The organism is Streptomyces sp. NPDC093801, from assembly GCF_040701585.1.
Lineage (GTDB): Bacteria > Actinomycetota > Actinomycetes > Streptomycetales > Streptomycetaceae > Streptomyces.
The window spans coordinates 129,031-147,487 of the sequence record NZ_JBFBDP010000004.1; the positions used below are offsets into that span (position 1 = coordinate 129,031).

General features: G+C 72.1%; 20 protein-coding genes. All 20 read left to right on the forward strand.

From position 1 onward, the window contains the following. Positions 1 to 214 precede the first annotated feature (214 nt). Positions 215 to 1,327, forward strand: a complete 1,113-nt coding sequence (locus AB0469_RS05820; protein WP_366450081.1) for a C40 family peptidase — start codon at positions 215 to 217, stop codon at positions 1,325 to 1,327. Positions 1,328 to 1,468: 141 nt separating this feature from the next. After that, positions 1,469 to 1,798, forward strand: a complete 330-nt coding sequence (locus tag AB0469_RS05825) for a hypothetical protein (protein ID WP_125651797.1) — start codon at positions 1,469 to 1,471, stop codon at positions 1,796 to 1,798. Further along, entirely contained in the window at positions 1,798 to 2,478 is a 681-nt protein-coding gene (locus AB0469_RS05830; protein WP_366450082.1) for a hypothetical protein, read from the forward strand. The genes AB0469_RS05825 and AB0469_RS05830 overlap by 1 nt, the downstream gene beginning before the upstream one ends. Positions 2,479 to 2,508: 30 nt before the next feature. Further along, positions 2,509 to 3,825 carry an ATP-binding protein gene (locus AB0469_RS05835; RefSeq protein WP_366450083.1) on the forward strand — a complete coding sequence of 439 codons (1,317 nt, stop codon included), beginning with the start codon at positions 2,509 to 2,511 and terminating at the stop codon, positions 3,823 to 3,825. Between the two features lie 68 nt (positions 3,826 to 3,893). After that, on the forward strand, positions 3,894 to 5,363 hold the full coding sequence (locus AB0469_RS05840; protein ID WP_366450084.1) for an SCO6880 family protein: 1,470 nt from the start codon (positions 3,894 to 3,896) through the stop codon (positions 5,361 to 5,363). 45 nt (positions 5,364 to 5,408) lie between these two features. Next, a complete protein-coding gene (locus tag AB0469_RS05845) occupies positions 5,409 to 5,867 on the forward strand; it encodes a DUF6238 family protein (RefSeq protein ID WP_366450085.1) in 459 nt (152 codons plus the stop codon). 30 nt (positions 5,868 to 5,897) lie between these two features. Further along, entirely contained in the window at positions 5,898 to 7,388 is a 1,491-nt protein-coding gene (locus AB0469_RS05850; RefSeq protein ID WP_366450086.1) for an ATP-binding protein, read from the forward strand. Between the two features lie 9 nt (positions 7,389 to 7,397). After that, positions 7,398 to 7,946 carry a hypothetical protein gene (locus tag AB0469_RS05855; protein WP_365489718.1) on the forward strand — a complete coding sequence of 183 codons (549 nt, stop codon included), beginning with the start codon at positions 7,398 to 7,400 and terminating at the stop codon, positions 7,944 to 7,946. Beyond that, complete coding sequence (locus AB0469_RS05860) at positions 7,943 to 8,722, forward strand: hypothetical protein (protein ID WP_366450087.1); 780 nt, start codon at positions 7,943 to 7,945, stop codon at positions 8,720 to 8,722. Before AB0469_RS05855 ends, AB0469_RS05860 begins: the two co-directional genes overlap by 4 nt. A gap of 11 nt (positions 8,723 to 8,733) precedes the next feature. Further along, positions 8,734 to 9,501, forward strand: coding sequence for a glycosyltransferase (locus AB0469_RS05865; RefSeq protein WP_366450088.1), 768 nt, complete (start codon positions 8,734 to 8,736; stop codon positions 9,499 to 9,501). Positions 9,502 to 9,503: 2 nt separating this feature from the next. After that, positions 9,504 to 10,640 carry a hypothetical protein gene (locus AB0469_RS05870; protein ID WP_366450089.1) on the forward strand — a complete coding sequence of 379 codons (1,137 nt, stop codon included), beginning with the start codon at positions 9,504 to 9,506 and terminating at the stop codon, positions 10,638 to 10,640. Between the two features lie 597 nt (positions 10,641 to 11,237). Then, positions 11,238 to 11,459, forward strand: coding sequence for a hypothetical protein (locus tag AB0469_RS05875; protein WP_366450238.1), 222 nt, complete (start codon positions 11,238 to 11,240; stop codon positions 11,457 to 11,459). A gap of 193 nt (positions 11,460 to 11,652) precedes the next feature. Next, positions 11,653 to 12,780 carry an AAA family ATPase gene (locus AB0469_RS05880; RefSeq protein WP_366450239.1) on the forward strand — a complete coding sequence of 376 codons (1,128 nt, stop codon included), beginning with the start codon at positions 11,653 to 11,655 and terminating at the stop codon, positions 12,778 to 12,780. Then, positions 12,777 to 14,573, forward strand: a complete 1,797-nt coding sequence (locus AB0469_RS05885; RefSeq protein ID WP_366450090.1) for a hypothetical protein — start codon at positions 12,777 to 12,779, stop codon at positions 14,571 to 14,573. The genes AB0469_RS05880 and AB0469_RS05885 overlap by 4 nt, the downstream gene beginning before the upstream one ends. Before the next feature lie 263 nt (positions 14,574 to 14,836). Next, positions 14,837 to 15,274 carry a hypothetical protein gene (locus AB0469_RS05890; protein WP_365489732.1) on the forward strand — a complete coding sequence of 146 codons (438 nt, stop codon included), beginning with the start codon at positions 14,837 to 14,839 and terminating at the stop codon, positions 15,272 to 15,274. Between the two features lie 105 nt (positions 15,275 to 15,379). Continuing rightward, entirely contained in the window at positions 15,380 to 15,796 is a 417-nt protein-coding gene (locus AB0469_RS05895) for a hypothetical protein (protein WP_366450091.1), read from the forward strand. A gap of 75 nt (positions 15,797 to 15,871) precedes the next feature. Beyond that, positions 15,872 to 16,765, forward strand: a complete 894-nt coding sequence (locus AB0469_RS05900; RefSeq protein WP_366450092.1) for a hypothetical protein — start codon at positions 15,872 to 15,874, stop codon at positions 16,763 to 16,765. Continuing rightward, positions 16,762 to 17,412: a hypothetical protein gene (locus tag AB0469_RS05905; protein ID WP_366450093.1), complete on the forward strand. Its 651-nt coding sequence runs from the start codon at positions 16,762 to 16,764 to the stop codon at positions 17,410 to 17,412. Before AB0469_RS05900 ends, AB0469_RS05905 begins: the two co-directional genes overlap by 4 nt. 10 nt (positions 17,413 to 17,422) lie before the next feature. Continuing rightward, entirely contained in the window at positions 17,423 to 18,211 is a 789-nt protein-coding gene (locus tag AB0469_RS05910; RefSeq protein WP_366450095.1) for a hypothetical protein, read from the forward strand. Then, a complete protein-coding gene (locus AB0469_RS05915; protein WP_366450096.1) occupies positions 18,208 to 18,441 on the forward strand; it encodes a hypothetical protein in 234 nt (77 codons plus the stop codon). Before AB0469_RS05910 ends, AB0469_RS05915 begins: the two co-directional genes overlap by 4 nt. Positions 18,442 to 18,457 lie beyond the last annotated feature (16 nt).

Below are 18,457 nucleotides of genomic sequence, written 5' to 3' on the forward strand. Positions count from 1 at the left end.
CATGTTCCGCCCGTAACTCCCCCGTCCCGCCGGGCGCGTGAGGCAACACGCACCCAGGCCGGGCCCCCAGCCCGCCTCCACCGCTCCGGCCGCACGGCCCTTCCCCTTTTCACACCGTGCGGCCGGGGCCCACCCCCGAGGACCTCCCCGTGACCCGTCCCTCCCCATCCCCACGTGACATCCCCGCGGCCCGCCGACCGGAGGCCGCCCGGGAGTGAAAGGCATCGCCGCCGCGATCGGCGCGCTCTGCCTCACCCCCTTCCTGCTGGCCGGCACCGCCGTCCTCGCCGCCGCCGCGAGCGACTCCTCGGACCAGGACACCTCCTGCTTCACCAAGTCGGACGACACCGAAGCCGTACGACGCCAAGTCACCGCCGTTCTCGGCGGATCCGGCGCCCAGAAGGTCCACGTCGACGGCCTTGACCTGCCCGACGAGCAGATACCGCACGCCCGCACCATCGTCGCCACCGGCATCACGCTCGAAGTACCCGAGCGCGGCCAGGTCGTCGCCCTGGCCACCGCCATCCAGGAGAGCCGGCTGCGCAACCTCGGCTACGGCGACCGCGACTCGCTGGGCTTGTTCCAGCAGCGACCCAGCCAGGGGTGGGGCACTGCCGCCCAGGTCCGAGACCCCGTCTACGCCAGCACGAAGTTCTACCAGGGCCTGCTCAAGGTCCCCGGCTGGCAGCAGATGACGATCACGCAGGCCGCGCAAGCCGTCCAGCTGAGCGGCTTCCCCGACGCATACGCCCAGTGGGAACCCCTCGCCCGAGCCCTGCAGCAGGCGATCGCCCCGACTCTCAAGGGCGCACAGCCGCCCGCCGGCGGCCAGAACCCCGGCATCCCGGCCACCGACCCGTGCACTCCGAGCGAAGACGGCAGCGGCTCCGGGCCGATCCCCGAAGGGGCCGTCCCCAAGGGGTACTCGATCCCCGCCGACGCCGATCCCCGTGCCAAGACGGCCATCACGTGGGCCATGAACCAGCTCGGCACCCTCTACCAGTGGGGCGGCTCCTGTCTCGCACCCCACGGCCCGGACCCCATGGGCCGGTGCGACTGCAGCTCTCTGACCCAGCAGGCGTACAAGAAGGCCGGGATCACCCTGACCCGGACCACATACACCCAGGTCAAAGAAGGCAACGCCATCCCGCTGAACCAACTCCGCCCCGGCGACCTGGTGTTCAGCCGCGGCACCGTCGCAGTCCCCGAGCACGTCGGCATCTACGCCGGCCATGGCTACGTCATCGAGGCCCCGCGCACCGGAAAACCAGTCCGCTTCGCCACCCTCGCCGACTTCGCCGCCAACAGCGCACGCCGTCTCCCGTGACACCGGTCCGCCCGGCCGGCCCTTGAGGCACCGGGCGGACCGGACCACCTTCGCGCCGCAGAGCGCCCCCTCCCCATCCCCCTTTCTTCCTGTTCCCCGGCAGGGCCCGCCGTGTCCTGCGCACGCAAGGAGCGCACCACCATCTCCCCCGTCCACCTCACCCCACCCCTGTCCGAACGCTTCACTCTGCTTGCCTACGATCCGGGGGTCTCGCCCAAGGGCGGCGGCCTGCCCGGACTCGAAGTCCTGCGCACCGTCGTCAACTCGATCAACCTCTTCGGCATCGTCGCGGTGGTCGGCGCGCTCGCCGTCAGCCTCGGCGTGTGGGCCTGGGGCCACCACTCCGGCGGCCACCAGGCCGAAGCCAACGGCAAGAAGGGCGCGGTCGTGAGCGCCGGCGCCGCCCTCGGCCTGGGCGCGGCCAACGGAATCGTGGCCTTCTTCAGCGCCCTCGGCTCGCAGGTCCACTGATGAGGAAACGTTCCCTCGACGCTCTCGGCATCGGCTGGCAGCCGCCCCGGCGCATCATGCTCGCCGCTGGCATCCTGACCGCGCTGCTCGTACTGACTGGAGCCGTGGCCTGGTGGACCGGCCGCGGCCAGAGCGACAGCGCTTCCGCGCCACACACCGGGTCCTCCGCATCGCCGAAGAGCACCTCCGCTCCCGTGCCGAAGCCGCCCCCGGGCGGGTCCAAGGTCGCAGGGCCCCCACCGATCGCCGACCCACTGGCCTTCGCCCGGGCGAGCGCGGTGATGCTGTGGACCTTCGACGCCCGCACCACCAGCCGTGACGACCAACTCGCCGGCATGCACACCTGGATGACCGGCGAGACCGCGTACGCGGACTGGGACTCCGTCCAGGCCCAGATCCCGGACCCCCTCCTGTGGTCCCGGCTGAAGGACAACGGCCAGCACGCCAGTGCCACCACCTCCGAGGGGCACTTCCCCTCGGCGTTCAAGCAGGCCCTGGCCGAGAACCCGCAGGCGATCACCGAGGCGTACATCTACGCCGTCACCGTGCGCGGCAAGACACAGCTCGCCTGGAACGGCGGCGGGGGCGGTGCCGAGGACCGCCAGATCACCCTCGCCGTCCAGTGCCGCCCCGGCAAGGACTGCCGCCTGGTCGCCGTATCCCCGCGCGTCGCCCCGTAGCCCTTCCCCTCTCCCCGAAAGGACGCCCGCGTGGGCTTCTGTGACCTGCCCGTCGCCGGCAAACTCTGCACGGTCGGCGACGTGATCGACTTCGCCTCCGATCCCGTCGGCGCCATCGGGGACTGGATGGCGAAGAGCGCCGGCGACCTCGCCGCCGCCGCGGCCGACCTCGCCGCGAAGGCCATCAACCGGACCACCGACATCGACCTGGGTGCCGGCTGGTTCCGCGACAACTACGAGACGATCTTGCCCATCGGTCTGCTCGTGCTGGTCGCGACCTTCTGCGCCCAACTCGTACGCGCCGCCATCAAACGCGACGGCCAGGCCCTGACCCAGGCCGTCACCGGCACGGCCAGCGGTGTGCTGTTCGCGTTCTGCGCCATCGCCTTCACCACGGTGGCCCTCGAAGTCGTCGACGCCTTGAGCGACGGGCTGTTCAAGGCATCGGGGACAGACATGTCCACGGCCGTGCGGCGCCTCGTCAAAATCTCCCAGATCAGCGCCATCGCGGGCATGGGCTGGCTCGTCGCCGTCGTCGCCGCCTGCGCGAGCGCGATCGGGATGTTCCTCTTCTGGGGCGTGATGATGGTCCGCAAGGTCGGCATCTTGATCCTGGTGACCCTCGCGGTCTTCGCGGGAGCCGGCGGCGGCTGGGAGGTCGCCCGCCGCTGGCGGCGCGGCTGGATCGAAGCCACCGCAACCCTCGTGGTGTCGAAGCTGTTGATGACGATCATCTTCGTGCTCGGCATCGCGGCCATGAGCAAGACCGAAGCCAAGGACGGCGTCGCCGCCCTCGCCGACATGGCCGCAGGCATGGTGATCATGCTCCTGGTGCTGCTCTGCCCGTACATGGTGTTCAAGTTCGTCCACTGGGCGAGCGAAGGCACGGACGGCGAATCGATTCACCGAGCCGGTGGCGCAGGCGCCCAGATGGCCCGCCAGCACGCCGAGAACGCCGGACGCAAGGCCGCTTCCGCAGCAGCCACTGCGGGCACCGGCGGCGCGGCGGCTGGCGCCGGGGCCGCGGGCGGCACCCAGGCCGCAGGCGGCGGAGGCTTCCCCGGCGACATCGCCGCCAATCCCACCGGCGGAATGAGCATGGACAAGGACGACTCCGGCGACAGTTCCGGAGGCAGCTTCCGCGACCTCATGGAACAGTCCGGCACCCCGCAGACCCAGAACAGTGCGGGTCAGGGCTCCGGCCAGGACAGCACTCCGCCGAGCTGGGGCGGCGGCGGTCAGCAGGGCCAGTGGAGCAGCAGCGCCCCGTCCGATCCGATGCCTCCGGCGCACGGAACGCCCTCCGCTGGTGACAGCACCCAGTCCGGCTCACCCACCGGTCTGTAACCCCACCCGCCCCCACCCGGGGCAGGGCCCGCCTCCCGCGTGCCCTGCCCCGGCCCGACCCGACCCGGATGCGAACCTTGTCTTCCGAAGTCCTCCCTCTCACCGTCAAGTTCCCGCACCGGTCCCGGCGCGGCATCCTGCTGGGCCTCAGCCTCCCCCAGCTTGTTCTCGTCTCCTCGGCCCTCGCGCTGCTCCTGGTCACCGTGGTGACCTCCGGCCTGATGGGCGCCGTCGTCCTGGCCCCGCTGTGGATCACCACCGCCGTCCTGGTCGGAGTGCGACGGGAGGGCCGGTCGTTGATCGACTGGGCGCCGCTCGTCGCCCGCTACGCCCACCGCCGCCGGACCGGGCAGACGGTTTGGCGGGCCCGACCGGCCTCCCGGCCCCGAGTCGAAGGTCTGCTCCACCTGCCCGGAACAACCGCATCGCTGCGCGTGGCCACGGCCGCCTCAGGCGCCGCCGCTGTCCACGACCCCCACCGGCAGACGCTGACCGCCGTCGCCAAGGTCAGCTCCCGTGCCTTCGCCCTGCTCGATCCCGCCACCCAGAACGCGAACGTCACCGCGTGGGGCCGGGCACTCGCGGGCATCGCCCGCACCGGGCACGTCGCCACCGTCCAGGTGCTGGAGCGCACCGTCCCGGACTCCGGCGACAGCCTCGCCCGGCACTGGGCCGAGCACGGCAACCCTCAGGCTCCCGTCGCCGGGCAGATCTACTCCGCGCTCGTCGAATCCGCCGGGCCCGCCGCCGCCCCTCACGAGGCGTACCTCGCCATCGCCCTGGACCTCAAAGCCGCCAAGCGCCTGGTCAGCCAGGCCGGCAGCGGGCTCGACGGTGCCTTCACTGTCATGGCGCAGACCACCGCGTCCGTCGCCCAGGCCGCCCGCACCGCCGGTCTCGCCGTCACCGGCTGGCTGGGCCCGCGTGAGATCGCAGCCGTGCTGCGCACCGCCTACGACCCCGCCTCCACCGCCCGCCTCCAGCAGTGGTCCTCCACCGGCCGCGCCGAGGCCGACCCGGCCGCCGCCGGGCCCGTCGCCCAGGTCGAGGAGACCGACCGGGTGATCACCGACTCCGCCCGGCACACCACCTACTGGATCGAGAACTGGCCGAGGGTCGAAACCCACGCCGGGTTCCTGCACAACATCATGTTCAGCACCGGGGTACGGCGGACCTTCTCCCTCATCTACGCCCCCCAGGGGATCGACTCCGCCCTGCGCGACGTCCAGCGCCGTAAGGCGGCGATCATCGCGGACGCTTCCGAGCGCCGCCGCCGCGGCCAGGTGGAGTCCGAGGCGGACAACGTCGAGTACGCGGACGTCAAGACCCGCGAGAAGCAGCTGATCTCCGGGCACGCGGACGTCGCCCTGACAGGGCTGCTCACCGTCTCCGCCGACACCGACGCCCACCTGGACGCGGCGTGCGCGCAGATCGAAACGGCTGCCGCAGGAGCCCAGGTCGACCTGCGGCGCCTGATCTACCAGCAGACGGACGCCTTCACCGCCGGCGCTCTCCCGCTGGCCCGCAACACCCTCTAACCCGCCCGCCCGCCATCTTGGCGTCCATCCCCCCGCGAGAAGCCCTTGTCACCTGACGACCGCGACGTTCTCCCCACGAGCGACGCCCACCCGTATCTGCGGGCGGCCACCGCCGGCCTGCGCCACCACACGCGCACCCTCACCGCACAGAGCTCCACCGGCGCGAGCGCGCGTCCCGCCGACCGGCCTCACCTCGACAGCCTGCACGCCCACCTCACCGCGCTGCACCGGCTGCTGGACCAGCTCGCTGAACGCTCCCGGCCCGAGCGTCCCGCCTCCGGGCGGCACCTGGCCACCGCCCACGCCCGCCTCTGGCAGGCAGCCGACGCCGTCCACGCTGCGTTCCACCTGCTGCCCGCCGCAGCCCCGGGCGCCAGCGACTGCCACCCCGAGCGGCTCCCGGAAGGCCCGCCCGTACTGACCATCTGCCAGCGCCACCTGGCCGCTTCCCACGCCGTACGGCGCAAGACCACGGCCTCCGACCTCGCCGCACCGGCGTCCTGAACACCCCACCCCGGAAACGAGCGAGCACCGTTGTCCCACCGCCGCGCCAGCGCGACCCCCCTGTTCACCCCGCACAACATCGACCGCGCCCAGCGCCGGGCCCTGCGCAAGCAGACGGCCCGAGCCGAAGCCCGCGCCCGGATCGCCGCCGGCGCAGACGCGGAGCAGCAGCCCACCGAGGCGTCCTACCCCGACGCCGTCTACCCGCTCGCCGGACGCCCCGGACCCTCGTCCGCCCGCGGCAGCCGCCTCAAACTCCCCGCCCACCGGATGACCACCGCCGTCGCCTCGGCCGCTTACCCGTTCCTCGCCGAAGGCGGGCTCGGCGCCGACGGCATCTACATCGGCCGCGACCTGCACGCCGAAGGGTCGTTCACCTTCGACCCGTTCTCCCTGTACGGGAAGGTCGAGGGGTTCACCAACCCCAACCTGTTGCTCGCGGGGGTGATCGGGCAGGGCAAGAGCGCCCTGGCCAAGAGCCTGGCCCTGCGGTCCGTCGCGTTCGGCTACCGGGTGTACGTGCCGTGCGACCCCAAGGGGGAGTGGAGTGCTGTGGCCTCCGCCCTGGGCGGCACATCCATCGCCCTGGGGCCGGGGCTGCCCGGCAGGCTGAACCCGCTGGACGCGGCGCCGAGGCCGCCGTCCGTACCGGAGGCGGAGTGGGAAGGCGAGGTCCGCAAGCGCCGCCTGCTGCTCCTCGGCTCCCTCGCCCGCACCGTGCTGGGCCGGGACCTGCTGCCCATGGAGCACACCGTCCTCGACGTCGCACTCGATGCCGCCTGCGCCCGGGCAGCGGCCAGTGGCCGTCCCCCGCTGCTCGGCGACATCGCCCACGCCCTCGCCGACGGCCCCGGGCTCGACCTTGCCGGCGGGCTGCTGGCCGGACGGCTCGGGGAGGCAGCCCGCGACCTCGCCCACGCCATGCGGCGCTTGGTCTTCGGCGACTTGGCGGGGATGTTCGACGCGCCGTCCACCAGCGCCTTCAACCCGTACAGCCCGATGCTGTCCATCGACCTCTCCCGCCTCGGCGGCAGCGACGACACCGCACTGGTCCTGGCCATGACGTGCGCCTCGGCCTGGATGGAAGCCGCGCTCACCGACCCCTACGGCGGCAGGCGGTGGGTGATCTACGACGAGGCATGGAGGCTGATGAGGCATCCAGCCCTCCTGATGCGCATGCAGGCCCAGTGGAAGCTCTCCCGCGGCCTGGGCATCGCCAACGCCATGGTCATCCACCGGCTATCCGACCTGCTGACCGCGGGCGACGCCGGCAGCCAAAGCCGCGCGCTGGCCGAGGGGTTGCTCGCCGACTGCAGCACCCGCGTGATCTACCGCCAGGAGACCGACCAGCTGCACGCCGCCGCCGGACTCCTCGGACTGACCAGCGTCGAAACCGCAGCCCTGTCCCACCTCAGCCGTGGCCGCGGCCTGTGGAAGGTCGCCGGCCGGAGCTTCGTGGTCCAGCACCAGCTGCACCCCGCTGAACTGCAGCTCTTCGACACCGACGCCCGCATGCATTGAAAGAGACTCATGGACCTCACCCCGCCGCACGCGTTGACACCACACGCCCAGTTCCGGCACCTCGTCGGCATGCTCAACGCGCTGGAGGTCAAGTTCGCCGACACATCACAGAGGTGGGAGCCGCGTGAGGTCGGCCGCCTACTGGAAACCCCCTTCGCCGAACTGTTCCAGCAGGCCAGCGGGACACAGGAACTCTCCCGCGAGGTTTTGCAGCTCACCGCCGAATTGGCCGCCACTCCGCACGGCACGGCCACTCAAGGCCGCGGCGCCCTGGAACACCTCGCGACAGCGAGCACAATGTCGAGCTACGCAGCAACTCACTTCGCAGAAGCCGCGGAATCCGCCCTCGGCCTGCCGGGTACTTCCACTCCGCAGGACCGGCGCGACGCAGAGAACCGCATCATCAGCCATCACTCAACGGCGCGCGCATATCTGCGACTTACGTCGAGGTGCCTCCGTGACGCGATCACGGACCTCGATCACCGCCTCGATGCGCACGGCTACACGCACACCCCGGTGCCCCCAGCCGTCACGCCCGCACCCGGCCGGACCCGATGACCTCGCGCCAGGAGCCGGAGGCGGGTCGACCACAAGAACGTCCGCTGGCTCGCCTCCCGGGTCATCACAACGCCCTCTGCGTCACGCCACACCCGCCGCCACGCCAGCCCGCCCCCTGGCCGTCGCCCAGCCCGTGGCCGCCCTGCCCGCAGCCCCTGTCGCCAGCGCACCCTGACCACCTGCACGAAGGAAACGCCATCAGCACCCGCAGCTTCATCGCCCGCCCCACCGGTACCGGCTACGAGGGCATCTACTGCCATTACGACGGCTACCCCGATCACCAGCTCCCCCTTCTGCTCGGCGCCGCCCGCTACCGCTTCGGCGGCGACCTCGATGCCCTTCGCCGGCACCTCATCGACGGACCCCACGACTGGAAGAACCTCGGCATGGACCTCCTGGACCGGGCCCCCGACAACGTCCGGGAGAACCTCGACCCGCACGGCGACCGCGGGCCGAGCGCACCCTTCGACAACGTCTTCAACATGGACGGCACCCCCGCGAAGCCGATCCCGGTCACCGACGCCAACGCTGATGCGATGGGCCTGGAATGGGGCTACGTCCTGCACGACCACGGCATCGAAGTCATCGCCCTGACCTGGTACGACATCGGCCCCATCGTGCCCTGGGACACCGACCCCCTCTCCCGGATCTCCGGCACCCCCTCCCTCTGGGAGTCGAACCGGCCCGCGCCCATCCAGGCCCCCGCCACCCCGCTGAAGATCACCAAGCCGGTCGCCCCGGCACCCGCACCCGCCCGATCGCGGATCACCCGCTGACCGCCCCGCCCGTGGACCGCACTCCGGAGAAGTCCCTGTCCGCCCCGCAGATCACCGTCGTCATTGCCACCCAGCTCCGCCCCGAACGCCTGCCCTACCTGCAGGAGATGCACGCCAGCCTCACCCGGCAGACCGTGCCCTGGGAGGCAGTCCTCGTCCTCGACGGCGCCGACCCCGCCCTCGTACCTGCCCCGATCACCGCCGACCCGCGGGTCAGGACCCTCGCCCTGCCCCGCCCGGTCGGCGCCGCCTGCGCACGCAACCTCGGCCTGAACGAGGTGCGCACCGAGTTCGTGAACTGGGCCGACGACGACGATGACGTCTTCCCCGACTGGAGCCTGGGCGTGCGCCTGGACACCTTCACCGACGAGCTCGGGTGGGTCGCCGGATACAGCGAGGACTTGCTGCCAGACGGCTCCCGGCGCCTATGGGAGTGCCCGGCCCCGCCCGGCTACCATGCCGCCGGCGACGTGGTGACTTACTGGCCCCGGCCGCAGGACACCATTCCCATCGGACCGACAACCATCCTGGCCCGCACCCGCCTGGTCCGCGCCGCGGGCGGCATGGGCGGCCTTGTCCAGGGCGAGGACTACATGGCCGCCGTCGGCGTCACCACGCTGGCGCCCGGCGTACTGCTCCGGCTACCCGTCTACCGGTACCGCAAGCACGACGGGCAGATGACCCGCGGCGCGCAGTACGAGGAGTTGGAGCTGGCGGCCCGCCGCCATGCCCACGCGTTCGGACACGGCCTGCGCAACGCCTTCACCCGTCGAGCCTGAGCATGGACGACCGTACGACGCCCCGTTCCAGGGGCCTGGCACAGATCATCCTCGCTCTCAGCCCGGCCGGCGGTCTGGTCGCCGTCGCCCTGGGTGAGCAGTACCGGTGGGCCGAGACCGCTCTTCAGCTCACGCCCGGGTTCGAGCGGCGCCCCGACGGCACGTACGCCCTGCGCGACGTGGACACTGCCGCACCCATCCTGCGCGCCCTTGCCGACGCCGCTCGCCGACACCGCGTCCACCTCTTCGGCGGGCCCCGCACTTACCTGGGCGACTACGCCACCGCTCTGGCCGACCGGCTGCCCGGGGAGTGGACGGTGAAGGTCGAGGTCTACGCCCACCCCGTATGGCAGGAAGACCTCGTCCCTCTCCTGTGGGACGCCGGCGAACTCATCGACTCCGTCGAACACGCCCGCATCCCGTACGCCGCCGAGCTCACCAACGGCGTCGGCATCAATCTCCTCCTGGTCGAACGGCCCGGAAGTGCCGACGAGTACCTCCTCGGCACCTTCGCCAGCGCCACCTTCGACGACAACTATGCCGACCCGCACGCCCCCAGTGCGATCGTGCTTCCCGCCGACATGGCCCATGCGGTCGGCCTGGTCACCGGAACGTTCCTGCCTGCGTACGAGCAGGCCGTCCACGACCGGCTCCTGGCCGCCGTCGAAGCAGCACACGGCAGGCTCGAGGAACTGCATGCAGCGTGGACGGCGATCCAGCAATCCGGTCGCTGCACCGACGGCATCCGCCTGGACCCGGCCGCGCTCGGACACACCGAGCAGCAGTACCTCGAAGAGAGCTTCGTGGAGTGGCGCCGACTGCGCCCCCACGCCGCGGAGCTCCTCTCCCGCACCCGTCCCTCGGCGGCCACCGAGGACACCGTCTCCCTGGACCGCCTCTCCCAACTGCTCCCGCCTGACGCGGCGGTCTCTTCATGGCCGGCGGCACCGTCCTCGCCCGCCGCACTGGCTCCAGGCACTGCCGAGAGTCTCCGCCGGTGGCGGGCGGACGCGCCGGCCCTGCTGCGGCAAGCCCGAGCCTCCCGCCCCGTCGGCCCTACGTGCACGGTCCGACCTGCACTTCCTCCTGCGGCCACAGCGGCGCCCTCCATCCCCGGGCGAGCACCCCGCAGTCGATGATCCCCCAACCATCAGGACGCCCCCATGCAACCGCACTTCCATTTCGGACTGCACGCTGAGCACGGTGTGGTCGCCCGTCCCACCACAGCCATCACTGCGCACCTCGCGGCCTGGTACCTGGAGCGCGAGCAGTTCGAACCCGTACCAGGCCACGCGGATCTGTTCCGGTTGACCCAGCCCGATCACGACCTGCGGCGTCGTGCCCGGCAGACCGTCCATGACCTGCGCCGACATGGGTTCACCGTGCACGCGGACCTCTCCCTCGATCCAGCGGAGACCGCCCCGCCGAACGCCCCGGTCCGAGCGAACTCTGCGGCCGAGCGGCTGGCTCGCATCGCCCGAGCCGCTGCCACCCGGCCTCCGCAGCACCGCGTAAACGGCCCCCAGGTCACGTCCGTGCCCGTACCCGCCCTCGGTGCCCGCTCCCCCGCTGCCCACCGAGCCCGGTGATCACAGGGCACCGTTCCCCGGCCTGAAGACCGCCTCGCCCACGTCCCCGCCCAAGGACACCCGTCCTGCCTCCGACCGCCACCGCACCACCTTCCCTCCACCACCGATAGGAGATCCGCCTTGCCCGAAGCGCCAGCAGAACCGTTCATGCCAATCCGGCACAGCATCACCGGCGAGATCACCACCACCCGCTTTGGCGCCGCCGCCCGGCGGATCCTGCTCCAGTCCGGCTTCGAAGAGGCACCAGGCTGCGCCTGCCACGCGACGGAACCCGGCACGGAGCAGGCGCACGGTTCTGCTCGGCAGCCAGCGAGCTGCTCGTCGCCGGCTATCCCCTGCACCTGCACCGAGCCCCCGGTCGGCCGGTGAGCGCCGACGTACGCCCCGGTTGGCCCGGTCGCCGATGTCGGCACATTCGATGATCTGCTCCGCCAGCGGCCAGCCCCTCCGGCGCATCGCCAACCCCGCCCGCTCCCGTATCTGTTGAAGGACCCTCGTTTTGACGACACCCGGAACGCCTACCAGTCCAGCACGGACCAAGGGCGGCGAACTGCGGGCCAAGGTGGCCCGACTGCTGGCCGACCGGCCGGCGGACAAGCTCACCATCGGGGACATGGCCCGGCAGCTGGGCCACTCCCACGGCGCCGTCCGCAACGCCTCCTTGACCCTGGTGCGACGCGGCGAGGCCGACCAAAGCGGAACGGGGCAGCCGGAGTTCCGTGCGAACGCGAAGACCGCCGCAGCCGCGCAGACCGCTGTGATCAGCCCACCGGGCACCCACGCCCCCCGCGCCCAGACGACCACTCCCGCCGCAGCCACGCCCAGGCAGACCGGCCCGATCCGCCGCGCGGGGGGCCAGCTCTACCACCCCCGGGCGCTGGCCGACCTGCCCGACGTCGAGGCGCTGAACCGCCTGCGCGACGCCGACGTGCCGGTGCTGCTCTACGGCCCTCCGGGCACCGGCAAGACGTCACTGGTGGAGGCCGCGTTCCCGGACCTGCTCACCGTCGCCGGTGACGGCGACACCACGGTCGGCGACCTGATCGGCGAGTACACGCAGGCCGACGGCGGAGGCTACGTCTTCCAGTACGGTCCGCTGGTCACCGCGATGACCGAGGGCCGCGCCCTGCTGATCGACGATGCCACTCTGATTTCGCCGAAGGTGTTGGCGGCGCTGTATCCCGCGATGGACGGGCGCCGGCAGATCCAGGTCAAGGCCCACAAGGGCGAGATCATCAAGGCCGAGCCGGGCTTCTACGTGGTGGCGGGCCACAATCCCGGCGTCCACGGTGCCGTTCTGACGGAGGCGCTGTCGTCCCGGTTCAGCGTGCAGATCCAGGTCGGCACGGACTACGACCTCGCCCTGGCCTTGAAGATCGATGCCCGGGTGGTCCGGGTCGCCCGACACCTCGCCCGCCAGGTCGACCTCGGCGAGCTGGGCTGGGCCCCCCAACTACGGGAACTGCTCAGCTACCAGAAGACCGAGGCCGTCCTCGGCACCAACGCCGCGCTCGCGAACCTGGTCGGCATCGCTCCTCTGGAGGATCGCGACGCTGTCGCCGACGCCGTCATCAAGGCTGTCGGCGTCAAGAAGATCGCGCCCCTCACCCTCGGCAAGCAGCTTCCCGCCTCAGCCGCCCGAAAGCCTCCGGGCAGCACCGTCTCCGCGCACCGGGGCCGCTCGCGATGAGCGCCCACCACCACGTCCAGTACCCCGCCACCGCGCCGGACGACGAAGCTGACCTCGCGCGATGGGACGACGACGGCGCCCCGCCCGCGCAGCCGCGTTCCTCCCCGGACGCGTGGCTGCGCGTGGGAGCCGAGCTCGGTGACCGGCTGGTCGCCCTTTCCGGCCGCCAGGACCTCCTCGTCACCTGCCGCCCCGGCACGCGCAGCGGGGCACCGGCCGCGTTCTTCCCCGCTCTGGGCGAGGTCGAGTTCGACGTCGGCCTGTTCGCCCCGCTCCAGGCCCACGAGATCCATCCGCGGATCGTGGGCGACGAGGAGCGCTATCCCGCCGCCTGGGGAGTTTTCGTGCACGAGGCCGCGCACGCGGCCCACTCCGTCTGGACACCGCCTGCCGGAGCGGAGCCCCGGGTCGTCGAGGCCGCGTTCCTGCTGGAGGAGAGCCGCGCCGAAGGCGCACACCTGACCAGGCGGCCCACCGACCGCACGTACTTGCGCACCAGTGCCCGAACCCTGGTCATGCCCGACATCGCCCACCCCACCCTCCAGGGCATCGAGCACGCCGCCTCCGTGGCGGCCCTGATCCTCGGCCGCCGTGACGTCGGCATCCTGGACGCTGGCGAGACCCGGGCCGTCGCCGATCTGTGCGAAACGGTGCTGGGCGCAGACCTGCTGGCCACCCTCACCCGCATCTGGACCGCAGTCCACCAGTGCGCCGACCACGATGCCACGACCATGCTCGGGCACGCCCAGGAGTGGTGTGACGCTCTGGACGCCGCGGCTCCCGCCCTGCCCGTGCCAGCGGGTCTCGCCGATCTGCTGTCCGGCGCCGTGGGGGTCGTCATGGACAGCATGGCCGCCACCGACGCCGCCGACCTCGCGGAACAGGCAGCAGCGAACAACGCCATGGCCGCACAGTCCAAGGCGCAGGCCCAGGACCGTGCCCAGCGGGCCGGCCAGCGACGCCAAGCCGCCGCCACCGCCAAGTCGGTCTTCAGCGCCCGCGGCACCGTCAGCCCCGACGGCACACCGGAGCCCCGCAGCAACCCGGTCACCGGTACCCGCCGGCCCACCGCCGCCGAGCAGAGTGCCGCCTCGCGCCTGAGCCGCGCCCTGCGTGCCGCCGCCTACCGCGAGCGGACCGAGGAGCGGACCACCAGCCCGACCCCGCCCGGCCGCCTCAACATGCGCGCGGCCCTCGCCCGTGACGCTCAGCGCGCGGCCGGGTCGGTCCCCACCGCGGAGCCGTTCACCCACACCCGCCGCCGCACCTCCCCCACCCCACCGCTGCGGGTGGGGATCGCCGTCGATGTCTCCGGCTCCATGCGTGCCGCCTGCGCGCCCGTCGCGTCTGCTGCCTGGATCGTGGCACGCGCAGCAGCCTTGACCGACCCCGACTCCCTTACCGCCACCATCGCCTACGACAGGCATCTGACCGCATTGACCCGGCCCACCCACCGGGCACCGGAGCGCGTGACGACGTTCGGCGCCAACGGCGGCGCCCACAACCTCGGCGACGCCATCGACGCACTCGACCACGGCCTCGCACTCAGCCTCCCCGGCGCCGGCCGCCTCCTCGTGATCGTCACCGACGCCCAGTACACGAGCGACGAAACCGCTGCGGCCGTCACCCGCGTCAAGCGGCTCACGACCGCCGGCTGCGCCGTGCTCCAGCTCACCCTTACCGCGAGGTCCCTCCACTTGCCGGGTACCACCTTGCTGCACCTGCCCAAGCCCTCCAGCGCTCCCGCCGCCATCGCCACGGCGGCCACCGACGCCATCCGCAGGACACGCTGAGACGACGCAGAAGGCGGAAGCGTCCCCCGAGACCACGGCCGAGCACCCCGGACCACCTCCGTCCGCCGCCCGAATCGTGCATCTGACGCACGACCCTCCGCAGCGACGCAGGCCACCACCCCAACCGCCAACGAAAGGCACCTGAATTGAAGCCCCAGACCAGCAGCCCGACTTCGAACGTAACGCCCATCAAACGGAATTCCCCTGGGGTCCCCACATCCTTCGAGGTCATCCACAGCTGTGGACACGCCAACACCCACGACTTGAGCGGCCGTTCGGCGGACCAGCGCGCCGGATACGCTCGATGGCTTGCCGCCCGGCAGTGCACCGACTGCTGGCGGGCTGATCACCAGGCGGATGCCGCCAGCACGGCCGAATGGCTGGCCGCCAAGCGCGCGGCCGAACAGGCCGCCGCCGAGGACTGGGCGACCCAGTTCGACATGCCGCCCCTGGAAGGTCCCGAGAAGATCCTGGGCTGGGGCGAGCGCACCCGGCACCAGCTGGTGACCCGCGCATACACCGCGCTGGTCACAGAGGGTACGTGGGACGAAGCCGACTGGGCGCAGTTGGAGGAGCAGGTCCGGCTGCTGACGCGGGCAGGGTGGTGGGTCGACCAGCGCGAGGCCGAGGGGACCGATCTGCCCGAGCTGCTGGAGGCCGCCGACGACCGCGACCGGCCCACGGAGAACCCGTTCCGGTAGGTGCGCGGCGCGCAATATAGCCGCCGATCCCCGGTTTCGGAAACCGGGGATTCTCCGGACCCTTTGTCTTCCACCGCCGCCCAGCGCCTTCGTGGAGGACCCTCCGTGCCCGAGACCCGCCCCGTGTATCTGCCGCCCGACCCGCTCACCCCGGAGCGGGACATCACCCACCAGCACTTCCGCCCCGGCGAGCACGTCGTGATCCTCAAGGGCGCCGCCGGCGGAGAGCTGTGGGGCGATGCGATGAAGGTCGTGGTCGACTCCTGGCACACCCCGACCGACGAGGACGGGTGGCGACTGCTCGACCCCAACGGCGGCGACCGCTCCTACGTCACAGCCCACCCCCGCTACCTGGTGCACCTGTCCAAGCGGTGCCCGGAGTGCCTGATGCACCAGAAAGCGCTGCGGGAGTACCTGGTCAAGCGCCTGGGGGACAGCGAGGAGGTCGTGAACTGCAACTGGTACTCGCTGACCGCGCTCGACCAGCTCGTCCACATCGCCGACGCCAGACCCGGGCGCTGACCACAGCCGTTCTGCCGATGTGAGAAGGCGTCGGCCTCCAGTCGGCCCCCGATAAGCCCGACCCCGAGCGAGACCATGATCATTAAAATCCACTCCCGTGACGCGACCGCCGGCGAAGCACTCGCCGAGGCGCTCGGCCGCGAGATCAGCATGGAAGAGGGCCTGACCACCGAGCCCGGCGGCACGGTGGTGGCCCACTGGAACCAGCTGGACCACTACACCGACGACGACCGGATGTGGGAGTCGGCGACGTGGGCCAACCACCTCGCCAACCCGTCGCTGGAGCACCCTCTCGCCTCCGGGCCCGACGGCGTCCGGCGCGCGATCCTCCACATCACCGCGTACCTGCATCCGCTGGACCGGGAGCTGAACCACGCCGAGTGGCAGGAGATCGGCTATCGACTCGCCCGTGCCGCTGGTTTCGCGCCGCCCGCCGATGACGCGGCTTGCCGGTGGATCGCCGTCCAGGGCCAGTCCGGCCGCTTGGACCTGATCGGCAACCTGATACGTGGCGACGGTACCTGGAGTGCCCTTCCCCACCGACTCGCGCAGACCCTGCTCACCGAACAGCAGCGCCTCGCGGCCGATCTCCTCCTGCACCCCAGCCCCCCGCGGAATTCGGACCCCCAGGCCCCTTCGGCCGGTCCGGCGATCGCCGTCTCCCCCCGGGTTCCGACCGCGACCAGCCCACTCGCTGGAATTCTGCGGCAGCTCGCTGCCGAGCAGTCCGGCCCGATCGCCACCGTGCGACAGCTCGTGGAAGAGGTCGGCCGCCAGGCCGCCGCCCTGCCTGGCGACCAAACAGACGCCGCTGCTCAGGACTTGTTCTGGGCCGCGCGTCGCCTGTACGGGCTGCAGGAGCAGCTGGGCGAGATCGCCTCCCGGCTCCACCCTCCCACGCCTTCGGCCTCCGTCGCGCCGGCCCGGCCGGTACAGGCGCCTGCCGCATCGCGGGTGGCGGCCCGGTGAACGAGCCGGCCACCCCGCGCAAGGCAGCACCCGTCACCGTCGCCCGGGACGCGGACACCGGCCGGATCATCGCCCGGGGCGGTGACGGGCTGGCCCACGGCATCCTGGAACGCACCTTCTTCCTCCGCGAGGTTCACGGCGTGACCTGGCACCGGCTGTCGCCGACCGTTCTGCCGGCGGACCAGGCCGCAGTGGCCCAGCTCGCGGTCGCCCGGCTCCGGGCCGCCGGGTACCGGGTCGAGGCCGACGCCGAATGCGCGACGCCGACGACACAGGACCGCTACGTGACGGACGGCCGGTCCATCGCCAACCTCGCTGCCGCCATCCGCGAGGCGACGAGCCCGGCCGAGGTGTCCGACCGGCTGGAGGAGGTGACCGCCGCGCACGATGGCATCCTCGCCTCCCTCGACCAGCTCCTCCACTCCCTTGCCGCCTTCTACGACGGCCTCGGCGGACCCGCTGACCAGCACATCGCGGACCGCATGCGCTACCTGGCAGAGCACCGGCTCGGTCCCATCACCGCGGACCTGCTGCACACCCGCACGGAACTCGCCGACCGCACCACGGCCCCAGCCCGGCCGGGCACGTCACTGCCCGCCGCCGCGCCGGCCGCACCAGCCGCTACCGCCTCCGGACGGACCCGATGACCCCTGCCCCATGTTCGAGGAGCCCATGCCCGCCCCCCGCACCCTGCCCGACGACGACAGCCGTGACGTGGAGTCGTTCGCCACCATCCTCTCCGAGGAACTCCCCGGGAACTGGACCGTGCACCATCACCAACACCAGCGGCACGAGGACCAGTTCCTGCACGCCGAACACGTCTGGGACCTCAACGACGTCGCCGCCGCCCTCTCCGAGTACGCCCTGGGCGCAGATGCCCACCTCACCTGCGACGACGGCACCCGCCTGTACGTCACCCTCCATCCCCGGCACGAGGAAGAGTTTCTCGTGGCCGCCATGGCTCCGTCCGGCATCGCCCCGGAGGCGTTCGCCGGGGTCCGCGAACCCGACGGGATCGCCGTGCCCGCCGATCCCGAGCGCGCCGCCCGCGCTATCACCGCCGACCTGCTGCCCCGCTACGACATCGCGCTCGCCCAGGTCCGGCACAACGCGATGAACCCCCCGCAGCCCCTGCCCGCCCCCGGTTCTCAGCCGCAGCAGGTGGTGATGACCTGGCTCGAGGACGGTTCCCTCGCGGCCGTGACCACCGCCCGGCCCGCGGCCGAAGCCCTGGTCGGCGAAGGGTTCACGTGGAGCAGCTCGGCGGGCGCGTACGTGCTCTCCGGGGACGACACCCGCGCCCAGGCCCACGCCGTCCAGGCGGCCGGCGCCCGCCTCGCCCGCCTCGGCATCGCCACCGTGCTGCGCACCGCCGCCCGCCCTGCCGCGGAGGTCGCCCTGCCCACTCCGCCGCCCGGCACCCGGACCACCACCCGCACCCGGTGACCCACTCGCAGCACCGCCCCACCCACATGCAGCTGGCCGCCGGCAGCACCGGCCACCGGCCGCGCGTCCCACCGCTCAGCACTGCCAGCCGGCCGCGGCTCGCCCGCTTCCTGCTGCGCCGCTACCTGCGCACCGCCGTCGTCAAGGCCGCAGGCCCCGACCGGCCCCGCCTCGCACCGCCGCCGCGCGCCGACCAGCCGTCCGCCTCCATCCACCGCCACACCCGCTGACCACCGTCGGGGGTAC